Here is a 15,849-nt window from a genome sequence, read left to right on the forward strand (position 1 = left end):
GGGGGAGTGCTCATGGCGGCGGCCTGGCTGACGCGCGCCGGCGGCGACGAGCCGCCGGTGACGATCCCGCGCGATCCCGCGCGGGAAGCGGCCGAGCACGAGCTGTCCAAGCCCGCGTACCACCAGAACGATCCGAGCTGGTTCATGCGGGCCCTGAACAAGTTCTGGGAGTGGATCGACAAGCTGCTGTCCGCCGCGTCCGGCGCCGCGCCGGGCGGCGCCGTCGGCCTGATCGTGATCGTGCTGGCGGTCGTGGCCGTGGCGGCGGCGCTGTGGTGGCGGCTCGGCACCCCGCGCCGCTCCCCCACCTCCACGGCCCGGCTCTTCGACGACCGCCCGCGCAGCGCCGCCGAACACCGGGCGGCCGCCGAGGCGCACGCCGCCCAGGGCCACTGGAACCAGGCCGTCCAGGAACGGATGCGGGCCCTCGTCCGCTCCCTGGAGGAGCGCGCCCTGCTCGACCCGCGCCCCGGCCGCACCGCCGACGAGGCGGCCGGCGAGGCCTCCCGCGCCCTGCCGCAGCACACGGACCGGCTCCGGGCGGCGGCCCGCGACTTCGACGACGTCACATACGGCGGCCGCTCCGCGACCCCGGAGATGTACCAGCGCCTGACCGCCCTGGACACCGAGGCGGAACACACCGCCCCGTCCCTCACCGCCTCGGGGGCCGCACGGTGACCGACCCCACCACCCCGGACCTCTCCAAGCCCGACCGGGCCACCACCGGCACGTCCACGGCCACCCTCACCGGGACGCCGCCGCCCCCGACGCCGGAACCGTCCCCCGAGGGCACCTCGACCACCCCCACGGTCCGCCAGGTGTGGACCCGCACGCGAGGCATCGCCCTCGCCCTGGTCCTCCTCCTGGCCGCCGCCGTGGCCACCGCGGCCATCCGCTCGGGCGAGAAGCACGGCGAACTCGACCCGCGCTCCGCCGACCAGTACGGCAGCCGCGCCGTCGCCGCGCTCCTCGCCGAGCGCGGCGTCGACACCCGCGTCGTCACCACTGCGGCCGAGGCCCGCGCCGCGACCGGAGCGGACACCACCCTCCTCGTCGCCGTCCCCGACCTGCTCACGGCCCACCAGCAGAGCCAGATCCAGGCCGCCACCGCCGAATCCGGCGGCCGCACGATCCTCGTCGCCCCGAGCGCCGCGTCGGTCGGCAAACTGGCCCCCGGGGTCACCGCGGACCCCGGAACCAGCACCGACACGACCCTCGCCCCCGACTGCTCCCTGCCGGCGGCCCGCGGCGCGGGCGCGGCCGACACGGGCGGCGAGCGCTACAACACAGCCTCGGAGAAAGCCGACTCCTGCTACCCGAGCGACGGCATCCCCACCCTGCTCCGCCTGCCCTCGGCGACCGGCGACGGCGACACCGTGATCGTCGGCGCCCCCGACATCCTGCTCAACGACCGCCTCGACAAGCAGGGCAACGCCTCGCTCGCTCTCCAACTCCTCGGTACCCGCCCCCATCTGGTCTGGTACCTCCCCTCCCTCACCGACGAATCCGCGGCCTCCGGTGCGCAGAACGACCGCAGCTTCTTCGACCTGATCCCCAAGGGCTGGCTCTGGGGCACGCTCCAGCTCTTCGTCGCGGCAGCCCTCGCCGCCCTCTGGCGCGCACGCCGTCTGGGCCGCCTGGTCCCCGAACGTCTCCCCGTCGCGATCCGCGCCTCCGAGACCACCGAAGGCCGCGCCCGCCTCTACCGCAAGGCGAACGCCCGCGACCGCGCGGCGAACGCCCTGCGTATCTCCACCCGCACCAAGCTCGCCCCCCTCATCGGCATCCCCGTCTCCCGGGCCCACACGCCCGAGATCTTCCTGCCGGCCCTGGCCCGCCAACTCCCCACGCCCGGCCAGGACCTGCACGCTCTCCTCTTCGGTCCGCCCCCCACGACCGACGCGGCACTCATCGCCCTCGCCGACCACCTCGACGCCCTCGAAAGAGAGGTACGGAATTCATGATGGACCCGACCACTGACAACGCCGGGCCCACACCCGATCCCCGCAGCTCACGGGCTTCTCTGGAAGCCCTGCGCGCCGAGATCGCCAAGGCCGTGGTCGGCCAGGACCCCACCGTCACGGGCCTGGTCGTGGCCCTCCTGTGCCGGGGCCACGTCCTCCTCGAAGGCGTCCCCGGCGTGGCCAAGACCCTCCTGGTCCGCTCCCTGGCCGCGTCCCTCGAACTCGACACCAAGCGCGTCCAGTTCACCCCTGACCTGATGCCCAGCGACGTGACGGGCTCCCTCGTCTACGACACGCACACCTCGCGCTTCTCCTTCCAGCCGGGCCCGGCGTTCACGAACCTCCTCCTCGCGGACGAGATCAACCGCACGCCGCCCAAGACCCAGTCCTCCCTCCTGGAGGCCATGGAAGAGCGCCAGATCACGGTGGACGGCACCCCGCGTCCCCTCCCCGACCCGTTCATGGTGATCGCCACCCAGAACCCGGTCGAGTACGAGGGCACGTACCCGCTCCCCGAGGCGCAACTGGACCGCTTCCTCGTCAAGTTGAACGTTCCTCTTCCGACCCGCCAGGACGAGATCGACGTCCTCACCCGCCACGCGTCCGGCTTCAACCCGCGCGACCTCGCCTCGGCCGGCCTGCGCCCGGTGGCCACGGCCGCCGACCTGGAGACGGCCCGCGCCGCGGTGGCCAAGACGTCGATCTCCCCCGAGGTCACGGCGTACGTGGTCGACATCTGCCGGGCGACGCGCGAATCCCCGTCCCTCACCCTCGGCGTCTCGCCGCGAGGGGCGACGGCACTGCTCTCCACGGCCCGCGCCTGGGCCTGGCTGACCGGCCGCGACTACGTCACCCCCGACGACGTCAAGGCCCTCGCCCTGCCCACGCTCCGCCACCGCGTCCAGCTGCGCCCGGAGGCGGAGATGGAAGGCGTCACCACGGACTCGGTGATCAACGCGATCCTCACCCACGTCCCCGTCCCCCGTTAGAGACCGGACGACATGGCCCTCACCGGACGCACGGCCCTGCTCGCAGCCGTCGGCTCCCTCCCCATCGGGATCTGGGAGCCGAGCTGGACGGGCATCCTGGCCGTCAACGCTCCCCTGGCCCTGGCCTGCGCCTGCGACTTCGCGCTGGCCGCCCCCGTACGCTCACTGCGCCTCACGCGCGCGGGCGACACGTCCGTACGTCTCGGGGACCCGGCCGATGTCACGCTCACGGTCACCAATCCCGGGCGCCGCCCGCTGCGCGCGCAGATCCGCGACGCCTGGCCGCCCAGCACGTGGCGCAGGGGCATGGAGCACGACGCGTCCCGGCACCGGGTGACGATCCCACCGGGCGAGCGCCGCCGGGTCACCACCCGCCTCCTGCCCACCCGCAGGGGCGACCGCAAGGCGGACCGCGTCACGGTCCGCTCCTTCGGCCCGCTGGGCCTGTTCACCCGTCAGGGCACGCACGACGTGCCGTGGACGGTCCGCGTCCTGCCGCCGTTCCACAGCCGCAAGCATCTCCCGTCCAAGCTGGCCCGCCTCCGCGAACTCGACGGCCGCACCAGCGTGTTGACGAGGGGCGAGGGCACCGAGTTCGACAGCCTCCGGGAGTACGTCCCCGGGGACGACACCCGTTCCATCGACTGGCGCGCAACGGCCCGCCAGTCCGCGGTCGCCGTCCGCACCTGGCGCCCGGAACGCGACCGGCACATCCTCCTGGTCCTGGACACGGGCCGTACGTCCGCCGGCCGGGTCGGCGACGCCCCGCGTCTGGACGCCTCGATGGACGCCGCGCTCCTCCTGGGCGCCCTGGCCTCTCGCGCCGGCGACCGCGTCGATCTGCTCGCCTACGACCGCCGCGTCCGCGCCCTGGTCCAGGGCCGCACCGCGGGCGAGGTCCTTCCGGCCCTGGTCAACGCCATGGCCCCGCTGGAACCCGAGCTGATCGAAACCGACGCCCGAGGCCTCACGGCGACGGCCCTGCACACGGCGCCCCGCCGCTCCCTCGTCGTTCTTCTTACGTCGTTGGAGGCGGCCCCGGTCGAGGAGGGCCTGCTCCCTGTCCTCGCCCGCCTCACCAAGCGCCACACCGTGGTGGTGGCCTCGGTCGCCGACCCGGCGATCGAAGCCATGGCGGCGTCACGGGGCACCACGGACGCGATCTACGACGCGGCATCAGCGGCCCAGGCGACAGCGGAACGCCACCGCACGGCGGAAAAACTCACCCGCCACGGCGTCACGGTCGTCGACGCAACACCCTCAGAACTGGCCCCCGCTTTGGCGGACGCCTACCTGTCCCTGAAAGCGGCCGGCCGCCTCTGATCACCCCTCCGTAGCCTCGCCTCGCAAAAGACGAGGCTGCGGATTTCTTGCTCCGTAAACGCAGAAAAGCCCGGACCGTTCCCGGTCCGGGCTTCTCTCAAAATTTGTTCGGCGGCGTCCTACTCTCCCACAGGGTCCCCCCTGCAGTACCATCGGCGCTGTAAGGCTTAGCTTCCGGGTTCGGAATGTAACCGGGCGTTTCCCTCACGCTATGACCACCGAAACACTATGAAACTGTCAACCGGAGCCGTGACCAAAAGGCTACGACGGTTGTTCGTGGTTTCAGAACCAACACAGTGGACGCGAGCAACTGAGGACAAGCCCTCGGCCTATTAGTACCGGTCACCTCCACACCTCACGGTGCTTCCAGATCCGGCCTATCAACCCAGTCGTCTACTGGGAGCCTTAACCCCTCAAAGGGGGTGGGAATACTCATCTCGAAGCAGGCTTCCCGCTTAGATGCTTTCAGCGGTTATCCCTCCCGAACGTAGCCAACCAGCCATGCCCTTGGCAGGACAACTGGCACACCAGAGGTTCGTCCGTCCCGGTCCTCTCGTACTAGGGACAGCCCTTCTCAATATTCCTACGCGCACAGAGGATAGGGACCGAACTGTCTCACGACGTTCTAAACCCAGCTCGCGTACCGCTTTAATGGGCGAACAGCCCAACCCTTGGGACCGACTCCAGCCCCAGGATGCGACGAGCCGACATCGAGGTGCCAAACCATCCCGTCGATATGGACTCTTGGGGAAGATCAGCCTGTTATCCCCGGGGTACCTTTTATCCGTTGAGCGACGGCGCTTCCACAAGCCACCGCCGGATCACTAGTCCCGACTTTCGTCCCTGCTCGACCCGTCGGTCTCACAGTCAAGCTCCCTTGTGCACTTACACTCAACACCTGATTACCAACCAGGCTGAGGGAACCTTTGGGCGCCTCCGTTACTCTTTGGGAGGCAACCGCCCCAGTTAAACTACCCATCAGACACTGTCCCTGATCCGGATCACGGACCGAGGTTAGACATCCAGCACGACCAGAGTGGTATTTCAACGACGACTCCCCAACCACTGGCGTGGCTGGTTCAAAGTCTCCCACCTATCCTACACAAGCCGAACCGAACACCAATATCAAACTGTAGTAAAGGTCCCGGGGTCTTTCCGTCCTTCTGCGCGAAACGAGCATCTTTACTCGTAGTGCAATTTCACCGGGCCTATGGTTGAGACAGTCGAGAAGTCGTTACGCCATTCGTGCAGGTCGGAACTTACCCGACAAGGAATTTCGCTACCTTAGGATGGTTATAGTTACCACCGCCGTTTACTGGCGCTTAAGTTCTCAGCTTCGCACACCCGAAAGTGCACTAACCGGTCCCCTTAACGTTCCAGCACCGGGCAGGCGTCAGTCCGTATACATCGCCTTACGGCTTCGCACGGACCTGTGTTTTTAGTAAACAGTCGCTTCTCGCTGGTCTCTGCGGCCACCCCCAGCTCACACTGCAAGAGTGATCACCAGGTGTGGCCCCCCTTCTCCCGAAGTTACGGGGGCATTTTGCCGAGTTCCTTAACCATAGTTCACCCGAACGCCTCGGTATTCTCTACCTGACCACCTGAGTCGGTTTAGGGTACGGGCCGCCATGAAACTCGCTAGAGGCTTTTCTCGACAGCATAGGATCATCCACTTCACCACAATCGGCTCGGCATCAGGTCTCAGACTATGTGTGACCCGGATTTACCTAGATCACGTCCTACACCCTTACCCCGGGACAACCACCGCCCGGGATGGACTACCTTCCTGCGTCACCCCATCACTCACCTACTACCAACTTGGGCCGGCGGCTCCACCACTCCGAACCACGTCAAAGACGAGGACGGCGGTTTCACGGCCTTAGCATCACTGGATTCGATGTTTGACGCTTCACAGCGGGTACCGGAATATCAACCGGTTATCCATCGACTACGCCTGTCGGCCTCGCCTTAGGTCCCGACTTACCCTGGGCAGATCAGCTTGACCCAGGAACCCTTAGTCAATCGGCGCAAACGTTTCTCACGTTTGTATCGCTACTCATGCCTGCATTCTCACTCGTGAACCGTCCACAACTGCCTTCCGGCGCTGCTTCACCCGGCACACGACGCTCCCCTACCCATCACAGCACCCGTTGGGGCTTATTACTGCAATGACACGACTTCGGCGGTACGCTTGAGCCCCGCTACATTGTCGGCGCGGAATCACTAGACCAGTGAGCTATTACGCACTCTTTCAAGGGTGGCTGCTTCTAAGCCAACCTCCTGGTTGTCTCTGCGACTCCACATCCTTTCCCACTTAGCGTACGCTTAGGGGCCTTAGTCGATGCTCTGGGCTGTTTCCCTCTCGACCATGGAGCTTATCCCCCACAGTCTCACTGCCGTGCTCTCACTTACCGGCATTCGGAGTTTGGCTAAGGTCAGTAACCCGGTAGGGCCCATCGCCTATCCAGTGCTCTACCTCCGGCAAGAAACACACGACGCTGCACCTAAATGCATTTCGGGGAGAACCAGCTATCACGGAGTTTGATTGGCCTTTCACCCCTAACCACAGGTCATCCCCCAGGTTTTCAACCCTGGTGGGTTCGGTCCTCCACGAAGTCTTACCTCCGCTTCAACCTGCCCATGGCTAGATCACTCCGCTTCGGGTCTTGAGCGCGCTACTGAATCGCCCTATTCGGACTCGCTTTCGCTACGGCTTCCCCACACGGGTTAACCTCGCAACACACCGCAAACTCGCAGGCTCATTCTTCAAAAGGCACGCAGTCACGAGACACCAAGCAAGCTTGATGTCCGACGCTCCCACGGCTTGTAGGCACACGGTTTCAGGTACTATTTCACTCCGCTCCCGCGGTACTTTTCACCATTCCCTCACGGTACTATCCGCTATCGGTCACCAGGGAATATTTAGGCTTAACGGGTGGTCCCGCCAGATTCACACGGGATTTCTCGGGCCCCGTGCTACTTGGGTGTCTCTCAAACGAGCCGCTGATGTTTCGACTACGGGGGTCTTACCCTCTACGCCGGACCTTTCGCATGTCCTTCGCCTACATCAACGGTTTCTGACTCGTCTCACAGCCGGCAGACTGTAAAAGAGAGATCCCACAACCCCCAAGCGCAACCCCTGCCGGGTCTCACACGCTTGAGGTTTGGCCTCATCCAGTTTCGCTCGCCACTACTCCCGGAATCACGGTTGTTTTCTCTTCCTGCGGGTACTGAGATGTTTCACTTCCCCGCGTTCCCTCCACACTGCCTATGTGTTCAGCAGCGGGTGACAGCCCATGACGACTGCCGGGTTTCCCCATTCGGAAACCCCCGGATCAAAGCCTGGTTGACGACTCCCCGGGGACTATCGTGGCCTCCCACGTCCTTCATCGGTTCCTGGTGCCAAGGCATCCACCGTGCGCCCTTAAAAACTTGGCCACAGATGCTCGCGTCCACTGTGCAGTTCTCAAACAACGACCAACCACCCATCACCCCGAACCAGTTGCGGTTCGAGTGCACTGGGGCCGGCACTGAAGGCAGCCTTATCGGCCGTACCTTCAGATACCCAACAGCGTGCCCGGCCCGACCCGTTCTCTTCTCACGTTCCACGCCGAAGCAGTACTAGTGAAAGACAACCGATCGTGCCGAATAATCAACGTTCCACCCATGAGCAACCACCGTCGAACGTTTGCCGACGTAATGGCCCTGGACCACCAAACAATGTTTGGCGGCCTAGATGCTCCTTAGAAAGGAGGTGATCCAGCCGCACCTTCCGGTACGGCTACCTTGTTACGACTTCGTCCCAATCGCCAGTCCCACCTTCGACAGCTCCCTCCCACAAGGGGTTGGGCCACCGGCTTCGGGTGTTACCGACTTTCGTGACGTGACGGGCGGTGTGTACAAGGCCCGGGAACGTATTCACCGCAGCAATGCTGATCTGCGATTACTAGCAACTCCAACTTCATGGGGTCGAGTTGCAGACCCCAATCCGAACTGAGACCGACTTTTTGAGATTCGCTCCACCTTGCGGTATCGCAGCTCATTGTATCGGCCATTGTAGCACGTGTGCAGCCCAAGACATAAGGGGCATGATGACTTGACGTCGTCCCCACCTTCCTCCGAGTTGACCCCGGCGGTCTCCTGTGAGTCCCCATCACCCCGAAGGGCATGCTGGCAACACAGAACAAGGGTTGCGCTCGTTGCGGGACTTAACCCAACATCTCACGACACGAGCTGACGACAGCCATGCACCACCTGTACACCGACCACAAGGGGGCGCCTGTCTCCAGACGTTTCCGGTGTATGTCAAGCCTTGGTAAGGTTCTTCGCGTTGCGTCGAATTAAGCCACATGCTCCGCTGCTTGTGCGGGCCCCCGTCAATTCCTTTGAGTTTTAGCCTTGCGGCCGTACTCCCCAGGCGGGGAACTTAATGCGTTAGCTGCGGCACCGACGACGTGGAATGTCGCCAACACCTAGTTCCCACCGTTTACGGCGTGGACTACCAGGGTATCTAATCCTGTTCGCTCCCCACGCTTTCGCTCCTCAGCGTCAGTAATGGCCCAGAGATCCGCCTTCGCCACCGGTGTTCCTCCTGATATCTGCGCATTTCACCGCTACACCAGGAATTCCGATCTCCCCTACCACACTCTAGCCTGCCCGTATCGACTGCAGACCCGGGGTTAAGCCCCGGGCTTTCACAACCGACGCGACAAGCCGCCTACGAGCTCTTTACGCCCAATAATTCCGGACAACGCTTGCGCCCTACGTATTACCGCGGCTGCTGGCACGTAGTTAGCCGGCGCTTCTTCTGCAGGTACCGTCACTTTCGCTTCTTCCCTGCTGAAAGAGGTTTACAACCCGAAGGCCGTCATCCCTCACGCGGCGTCGCTGCATCAGGCTTTCGCCCATTGTGCAATATTCCCCACTGCTGCCTCCCGTAGGAGTCTGGGCCGTGTCTCAGTCCCAGTGTGGCCGGTCGCCCTCTCAGGCCGGCTACCCGTCGTCGCCTTGGTGAGCCACTACCTCACCAACAAGCTGATAGGCCGCGGGCTCATCCTTCACCGCCGGAGCTTTCAACCCCTTCCCATGCGAGAAGGAGTGGTATCCGGTATTAGACCCCGTTTCCAGGGCTTGTCCCAGAGTGAAGGGCAGATTGCCCACGTGTTACTCACCCGTTCGCCACTAATCCACCCCGAAGGGCTTCATCGTTCGACTTGCATGTGTTAAGCACGCCGCCAGCGTTCGTCCTGAGCCAGGATCAAACTCTCCGTGAATGTTTCCCCGTCATCGGGGTGACACCACGAGAGCGGAACCGGAAGAGGAATAATCTCCCGGTTCACAGCGTCCTCGCTGTGTTTTTACAAAGGAACCTCGTCTCAGAGAGACGGGGTATCAACATATCTGGCGTTGATTTTTGGCACGCTGTTGAGTTCTCAAGGAACGGACGCTTCCTTTGTACTCACCCTCTCGGGCTTTCCTCCGGGCGCTTCCCTTCGGTATTTCGTGTTTCCAACCTTACCAGATCCTTTTTCCGTTCCGTTTCCGGTCCGAATTTGTTTCCGGTGGCTGTTGGAGGGCCTTTGCCTTTCGGCTGATCCGACTTTATCAGAAGTTTTTGGCCGGTCTGACCGGCTGTTGGTTTCTGAATTAGTCAGAGGGCTTCTCGAAAGAAAGTGTTTCGTGAAGCGCGATAGATGCTAACCGTCGCAAACGAACCTGTCGAGTTCGGGGCAACTGTTCGAATCTACCTCCCCGTCCGGTCCGTGTCAACGGGCTTTCCGGGGCGAAGAGGAGACTAGCAGGTCAGCGGGGCCGGGTGCACATCAAGCCGCTGTCGGCAGGAGTGCGCTCCGCTCGGACTCGGGGACGTCGCCGGTCTCGCCCTCGCGGGTGGCGCGACCACCGAGGACGTAGACGTAGGTGAGGAAGGCGAGTTCGGCCGCGATGCCGATGCCGATGCGGGCCCAGGTCGGGAGGCCCGAGGGGGTCACGAAGCCTTCGATGGCGCCCGAGACGAAGAGGACCAGGGCCAGGCCGATGGCCATGCCCAGGGCTGCGCGGCCCTCTTCCGCGAGGGCGGTGCGACGGGTGCGCGGGCCCGGGTCGATGACCGTCCAGCCGAGGCGGAGGCCGGTGCCGGCGGCCACGAAGACCGCGGTCAGTTCGAGGAGGCCGTGCGGGAGGATCAGGCCGAGGAAGGTGTCGAGGCGGCCGGCGGAGGTCATGAGGCCGATGCCCACACCGACGTTGAGCATGTTCTGGAAGAGGATCCAGAGGACCGGCAGGCCCAGGAAGACGCCCAGGACCAGGCACATCGCCGCGGCCTGGGCGTTGTTCGTCCACACCTGGGCCGCGAAGGAGGCCGCCGGGTGGCTCGAGTAGTACGTCTCGTACTGGCCGCCGGGGCGGGTCATCTCGCGGAGCTCCGCGGGGGCGGCTATGGAGGCCTGGATGTCGGGGTGGGTGCCGATCCACCAGCCGATCAGGGCGGCTATCGCCGTCGAGATGAGGGCCGTGGGCACCCACCAGTGGCGGGCCCGGTAGACCGCGGCCGGGAAACCGCGCGTCAGGAAGTCGGTCACGTCGCGCCAGGAAGCGCGACGGGTGCCTGTCACGGCACTACGCGCGCGTGCCACGAGTTGGGTGAGGCGGCCGATGATCCGGGGGTCCGGTGCGCTGGACTGGATGAGCGAGAGATGGGTGGCCGTGCGCTGGTAGAGCGTGACCAGTTCGTCCGCCTCCGTGCCGGTGAGACGGCCGCGTCGGCGCAGCAGGGCGTCCAGACGGTCCCACTCGGCGCGGTGGGCGGACACAAAGACGTCGAGGTCCATCCGGTCTGCTGCTCCTCGCTTTCCGGCACCTGTGCGGCGCGATGTGCCCTCAGCTTGGCAGACTGGCGGTTCCTAGGGCAGGTCAGGGAAGGGTGGGTGGCCGGTGTGAGTGAGCTGGTGACGGGCGAGGCGGTGGCTCTGGAGCTGCGGCCTGCGAAACTGCCGAGCCGGGCACTCGCCGTGCTCATCGATCTCGCGGTGGCCTTCGCCGTCTACATCGCCGTGACGATGACGATCGTGGCGGCCACGTCCTCGCTGGACGACGCCGCTTCGGCCGCCGTAGCCGTGGCGACGTTCCTGCTGGTGCTGGTCGGGGTTCCGATCGCGGTGGAGACGCTGAGCAGGGGGCGATCGCTGGGGAAGCTCGCGTGCGGGCTGCGGGTCGTGCGGGACGACGGGGGGCCGATCCGGTTCCGGCACGCGCTGGTGCGGGGGGCCGTCGGCGTCGTGGAGATCCTGATGACCTTCGGGGTCGTGGCCTGCATCGCCTCACTGGTGTCCGCGCGGGGGCGCAGGATCGGCGACGTCGTCGCGGGGACGCTCGTCGTGCGGGAGCGGGTGCCCACCGGGCAGGCCGCGTTCGTACCGCCTCCCCCGCCGTGGCTGGTGGGCCGGTTCGCGCAGCTCGATCTGTCCGCGGTGCCCGAGGGGCTGTGGCTCGCGGTGCGGCAGTACCTGACGCGGATGGGGCAGCTGGATCCGCAGGTGGGGCACGGCATGGCCGCGCGGCTCGCGGCCGATGTCGCCGCGCACACCGGTGCTCCGGCGCCGACGGATGTGCCGCCCGCGGCGTTCCTGGCCGCCGTGGTGCACGAGCGGCAGTCGCGCGAGGCCCAGCGGGCCTACGACGCGGCGCGGCACGGTGGCGGGCCTGCGGCCCCGGCGGGGTACGCCCTCACGGGCGCCCCGTCGTATCCCGCCCCGTCCTATCCCGCCCCGCAGTCCCCCACTCCGTACACGCCGCCCGCCGCACCCGTCGGCCCCGCGCCGGACGCGTTCCGCAAGCCGCCCGCTCCCTCTTCCGCTCCCGGCGCTCCCGGCTCTCCCGGCGACCGGGACGGTGGGGCCGAGCCGCCGGCCACCGGGTTCGCTCCCCCGGCCTGAGACGTCCGGCTTCCGGCGTCAGGCGAACACCGAGGGCGGTGTTTCGAGGTCCTCCAGCTCGATGCCGGGGGCCGCGAGGACGACGTCGCCGCTGAGGTGAACGGTGTGCTGCTCACCGGTGTCCAGGGCTGTGACCTGGTACGCGTCCACGGTCAGGGGTCCGTTGTCAGTGGCGTGTGCTTCGCTGTTCAGCAAGGTCCAGGACTGGTCCACGGTGCGCGGGGCCAGGACCGGATCGGTGAGGGCGACCAGACGGACACGGGTCACGGGGGAAGCGGGGGTGAGGTTCAGCAGACGGGTCGTGGCGATGAGGAACGCGGGGGACGTGCCCGTGAACGCGTGCGCGGGAGCGTTTCCCTCGGTGGCGTGTGTGCCGGTGGGGTCGGTGCGCACCCAGGTGACGCCGTCGAGAGCGGCGCCGCGGACCTGCCAGCTCGCCGCGTTGAGTTCGAGGCGGATGGGGCGGCCGAGTTCGTCCAGGGCGAGGTCGATCGAGCCGGCGTGATCGCCGGAGGGGGTGGTGCGTTGCGCGACGTAGCGCCAGCCGGAGGGGCCGGGCGCGCAGTGGAAGTGTTCTTCGCCGAGGGGGGTGTGATCGTGCGGATCATGGAGCGCATAGCGGCCGCGGGGCATGGGCTTCGTCGGGTCCTCTGTCTGGCCTGGTGACGGCCGCCGCCACCGGTCGCGGGTGCGGGCCGGGTGGTTCTGGCTGGCGTCGAAGGACGTGTCCACCGTAGCCAGCGGTGCGGCAGGTACGGGACAGGCCCCCGGCACGGGGGTGCGGGGGCCTGTCCTTGCAGCCGGTTCAGCCGACGCGCGACGCGATCGACCGGTGCGTGGTGCTCAGTAGTGCTTAGTAGCGGTAGTGGTCCGGCTTGTACGGGCCCTCGACCTCGACACCGATGTACGAGGCCTGCTCCGGGCGGAGCGTCGTCAGCTTCACGCCGAGGGAGTCCAGGTGGAGACGGGCGACCTTCTCGTCCAGGTGCTTGGGCAGCACGTACACGTCGGTCGGGTACTCCGACGGCTTGGTGAACAGCTCGATCTGGGCCAGCGTCTGGTCCGCGAACGAGTTGGACATCACGAACGACGGGTGGCCGGTGGCGTTGCCCAGGTTCAGCAGGCGGCCCTCGGACAGCACGATGATCACCTTGCCGTCGGGGAACGTCCACGTGTGGACCTGCGGCTTCACCTCGTCCTTGACGATCCCGTCGATCTTCGCCAGGCCGGCCATGTCGATCTCGTTGTCGAAGTGGCCGATGTTCCCGACGATCGCCTGGTGCTTCATCCTGGCCATGTCGCTCGCCATGATGATGTCCTTGTTGCCGGTCGTCGTGACGAAGATGTCGACCTGGTCGACAACCTCGTCGAGCGTCGCGACCTGGTAGCCGTCCATCGCCGCCTGCAGCGCGCAGATCGGGTCGATCTCCGTGACGATCACGCGGGCGCCCTGGCCGCGCAGCGACTCCGCACAGCCCTTGCCCACATCGCCGTAGCCGCAGACGAGAGCGGTCTTGCCGCCGATCAGGACGTCCGTGGCCCGGTTGATGCCATCGATCAGCGAGTGCCGGCAGCCGTACTTGTTGTCGAACTTCGACTTCGTCACCGCGTCGTTCACATTGATCGCGGGGAACAGCAGCGAGCCCTCGCGCTGCATCTCGTACAGGCGGTGGACACCGGTCGTGGTCTCCTCGGTCACGCCGCGGATCTCCGAGGCGAGCTGGGTCCACTTCTGCGACCCGTTGGAGATCGTGTCGTTCAGGAGCTGGAGGATGACGCGGTGCTCGTCGGACTCGGCGGTGTCGACCGAGGGGACCTTGCCGTCCTTCTCGTACTCGACGCCCTTGTGGACGAGGAGGGTGGCGTCACCACCGTCGTCGAGGATCATGTTCGGGCCGCCGGTGGCGGTGTTCGGCCAGGTCAGCGCCTGCTCCGTGCACCACCAGTACTCCTCCAGGGTCTCGCCCTTCCAGGCGAAGACCGGGACGCCCTGCGGGTTGTCCGGAGTGCCGTTCGGGCCCACCGCGATGGCCGCGGCGGCGTGGTCCTGCGTGGAGAAGATGTTGCAGGACGCCCAGCGGACCTCGGCGCCGAGCGCGACGAGGGTCTCGATGAGGACGGCCGTCTGGACCGTCATGTGGAGGGAGCCGGTGACGCGGGCGCCCGCCAGGGGCTGCGCGTCGGCGTACTCCTTGCGGATCGCCATCAGGCCGGGCATCTCGTGCTCGGCGAGGGTGATCTCCTTGCGGCCGAAGGCGGCGAGGGAGAGATCGGCGACCTTGAAGTCCTGGTCCTGTCGGTTGGCGACAGAAGTCATAAGTGAGCTGCTCCTCGGTGCAGTTGCAGGTGGTCGAGGTGGGCTTCGTCCGCATGCCGACCGGGTGGAGGCATGCGTGGCTGGTCTGCGGGCGTCGGCGGACACAGGTGTCCCGTCGATACTCGCAGCGCAGTCCGTCGGAGGCCCTCTCTCCCTCGGCCGACCCGTCGTGCGGGCCGCCCGACCGCCATCAGCAGCGACGTCTGGCTCGTGACAAAGCTACACCGATCGGCCCAGTCGGCCCTACCCCGTCTCGGTATCGGGGGCCGGGCCGGCCGCGTACGAGGGCGTTCAGTGCCCCGGCGTCGGGTTCGGCGTCGGGCCGCCGGGGGTGGCCTCCGGGTCCGCGCCCTTGGCGGCCTCGGACTCGCTGTAGATGTCGGGCTCGAGGTAGATGACCCGGGCGATCGGCACGGCGGCGCGGATGCGGGCCTCGGCCTCGTTTATGGCGCGGGCCACCTCGGCGGCCGTGTCGTCGTGCTGGACGGCGATCTTCGCGGCGACGAGGAGCTCCTCGGGGCCGAGGTGGAGCGTGCGCATGTGGATCAGGCCGGTGACGGTGTCGCCGTCGACGACCGCCTGCTCGATCTTCGCGACCTCGTCCGCGCCCGCGGCCTCGCCGAGGAGCAGGGACTTGGTCTCCAGCGCGAGGACGATGGCGATGGCGATCAGGAGCAGACCGATGCAGAGCGTGCCGATGCCGTCCCAGACGCCGTCGCCGGTGCCGAGGGTGAGGCCGACGCCGAGCAGGGCGAGCACCAGACCGATCAGGGCGCCGAAGTCCTCCAGGAGGACGACCGGCAGCTCGGGGGCCTTGGCGCGCTTGATGAACTGGCTCCAGGTCAGCTTGCCGCGCAGCTGGTTGGACTCCTTGATGGCCGTCCGGAAGGAGAAGCCCTCGGCGATGATCGCGAAGACGAGGACGCCGACCGGCCAGTACCAGTGCTCCAGCTCGTGCGGGTGCTTGATCTTCTCGTAGCCCTCGTAGACGGCGAACATGCCGCCGACCGAGAAGAGCACGATCGAGACGAGGAAGGCGTAGATGTAGCGCTCGCGGCCGTAGCCGAAGGGGTGTTGCGGGGTCGCCTCGCGCTGGGCCTTCTTGCCGCCGATCAGGAGCAGGGCCTGATTGCCGGAGTCGGCGAGCGAGTGGACGGCCTCCGCGAGCATCGACGAGGAGCCGCTGAAGAGGAACGCCACGAACTTCGATGCCGCGATCGCGAGGTTGGCGGCCAGTGCCGCCACGATCGCCTTTGCTCCGCCTGAAGCACTCATGTCGTTCCTGGTGTCCCTTCGAGGTTCTGCGTATGCGTGTGTCCCGT

The 15,849-nt window shown here is 66.5% G+C and carries 9 protein-coding genes and 3 rRNA genes; 5 read left to right on the top strand and 7 right to left on the bottom strand.

Translation table 11 applies throughout. The annotated features are described in order from the left end of the window. Window positions 1–12: 12 nt before the first annotated feature. The 4 genes from ABII15_RS15675 to ABII15_RS15690 all read left to right on the top strand — a co-directional run bounded on the left by ABII15_RS15675 (window position 13) and on the right by ABII15_RS15690 (window position 4,276). Window positions 13–678: a DUF4129 domain-containing protein gene (locus tag ABII15_RS15675; RefSeq protein ID WP_353947073.1), complete on the top strand. Its 666-nt coding sequence runs from the start codon at window positions 13–15 to the stop codon at window positions 676–678. A 140-nt stretch (window positions 679–818) separates the two neighbouring features. Continuing rightward, window positions 819–1,964 (top strand): DUF4350 domain-containing protein, encoded by a 1,146-nt coding sequence (locus ABII15_RS15680; RefSeq protein ID WP_353947074.1) that lies wholly within the window; start codon window positions 819–821, stop codon window positions 1,962–1,964. Then, complete coding sequence (locus ABII15_RS15685; protein ID WP_351453943.1) at window positions 1,964–2,953, top strand: MoxR family ATPase; 990 nt, start codon at window positions 1,964–1,966, stop codon at window positions 2,951–2,953. The genes ABII15_RS15680 and ABII15_RS15685 overlap by 1 nt, the downstream gene beginning before the upstream one ends. A gap of 12 nt (window positions 2,954–2,965) precedes the next feature. After that, window positions 2,966–4,276 carry a DUF58 domain-containing protein gene (locus ABII15_RS15690; RefSeq protein ID WP_353942943.1) on the top strand — a complete coding sequence of 437 codons (1,311 nt, stop codon included), beginning with the start codon at window positions 2,966–2,968 and terminating at the stop codon, window positions 4,274–4,276. Window positions 4,277–4,382: 106 nt separating this feature from the next. Here the strand turns inward: ABII15_RS15690 and rrf are convergent. From rrf to ABII15_RS15710, 4 genes are all read right to left on the bottom strand, one after another. After that, window positions 4,383–4,499: ribosomal RNA gene (gene rrf / locus ABII15_RS15695) — 5S ribosomal RNA — on the bottom strand. A gap of 89 nt (window positions 4,500–4,588) precedes the next feature. Next, window positions 4,589–7,714 (bottom strand): 23S ribosomal RNA (locus ABII15_RS15700). Between the two features lie 309 nt (window positions 7,715–8,023). After that, window positions 8,024–9,549: ribosomal RNA gene (locus ABII15_RS15705) — 16S ribosomal RNA — on the bottom strand. The 16S, 23S and 5S rRNA genes sit together here, the layout of an rRNA operon. Window positions 9,550–10,098: 549 nt before the next feature. Next, the gene (locus ABII15_RS15710) at window positions 10,099–11,106 is read right to left on the bottom strand and encodes a stage II sporulation protein M (protein ID WP_353942944.1); all 1,008 of its coding nucleotides are present in this window, start codon (window positions 11,104–11,106) and stop codon (window positions 10,099–10,101) included. A gap of 105 nt (window positions 11,107–11,211) precedes the next feature. Between ABII15_RS15710 and ABII15_RS15715 the strand changes: the two genes are divergently transcribed. Then, window positions 11,212–12,210, top strand: a complete 999-nt coding sequence (locus tag ABII15_RS15715) for an RDD family protein (RefSeq protein WP_353947075.1) — start codon at window positions 11,212–11,214, stop codon at window positions 12,208–12,210. An 18-nt stretch (window positions 12,211–12,228) separates the two neighbouring features. On the opposite strand, the gene ABII15_RS15720 is transcribed toward ABII15_RS15715, so the two are convergent. The 3 genes from ABII15_RS15720 to ABII15_RS15730 form a co-directional block, all read right to left on the bottom strand. Further along, window positions 12,229–12,843, bottom strand: a complete 615-nt coding sequence (locus ABII15_RS15720) for a hypothetical protein (RefSeq protein WP_353947076.1) — start codon at window positions 12,841–12,843, stop codon at window positions 12,229–12,231. A gap of 220 nt (window positions 12,844–13,063) precedes the next feature. Further along, window positions 13,064–14,527, bottom strand: a complete 1,464-nt coding sequence (ahcY, locus tag ABII15_RS15725) for an adenosylhomocysteinase (RefSeq protein WP_353942945.1) — start codon at window positions 14,525–14,527, stop codon at window positions 13,064–13,066. 291 nt (window positions 14,528–14,818) lie between these two features. Continuing rightward, on the bottom strand, window positions 14,819–15,802 hold the full coding sequence (locus ABII15_RS15730) for a cation diffusion facilitator family transporter (protein WP_353942946.1): 984 nt from the start codon (window positions 15,800–15,802) through the stop codon (window positions 14,819–14,821). Window positions 15,803–15,849: the final 47 nt, after the last annotated feature.

The sequence above is a fragment of the Streptomyces sp. HUAS MG91 genome, from assembly GCF_040529335.1.
Taxonomy (GTDB): domain Bacteria; phylum Actinomycetota; class Actinomycetes; order Streptomycetales; family Streptomycetaceae; genus Streptomyces; species Streptomyces tabacisoli.

Excerpts from the sequence above, each read along its gene's own strand:
- ABII15_RS15690 (WP_353942943.1), top strand. The coding sequence starts at position 2,966 with ATGGCCCTCACCGGACGCACGGCCCTGCTCGCAGCCGTCGGCTCCCTC.
- ABII15_RS15730 (WP_353942946.1), bottom strand. The coding sequence starts at position 15,802 with ATGAGTGCTTCAGGCGGAGCAAAGGCGATCGTGGCGGCACTGGCCGCC.
- ABII15_RS15675 (WP_353947073.1), top strand. The coding sequence starts at position 13 with ATGGCGGCGGCCTGGCTGACGCGCGCCGGCGGCGACGAGCCGCCGGTG.
- ahcY (WP_353942945.1), bottom strand. The coding sequence starts at position 14,527 with ATGACTTCTGTCGCCAACCGACAGGACCAGGACTTCAAGGTCGCCGAT.
- ABII15_RS15710 (WP_353942944.1), bottom strand. The coding sequence starts at position 11,106 with ATGGACCTCGACGTCTTTGTGTCCGCCCACCGCGCCGAGTGGGACCGT.
- ABII15_RS15685 (WP_351453943.1), top strand. The coding sequence starts at position 1,964 with ATGGACCCGACCACTGACAACGCCGGGCCCACACCCGATCCCCGCAGC.
- ABII15_RS15720 (WP_353947076.1), bottom strand. The coding sequence starts at position 12,843 with ATGCCCCGCGGCCGCTATGCGCTCCATGATCCGCACGATCACACCCCC.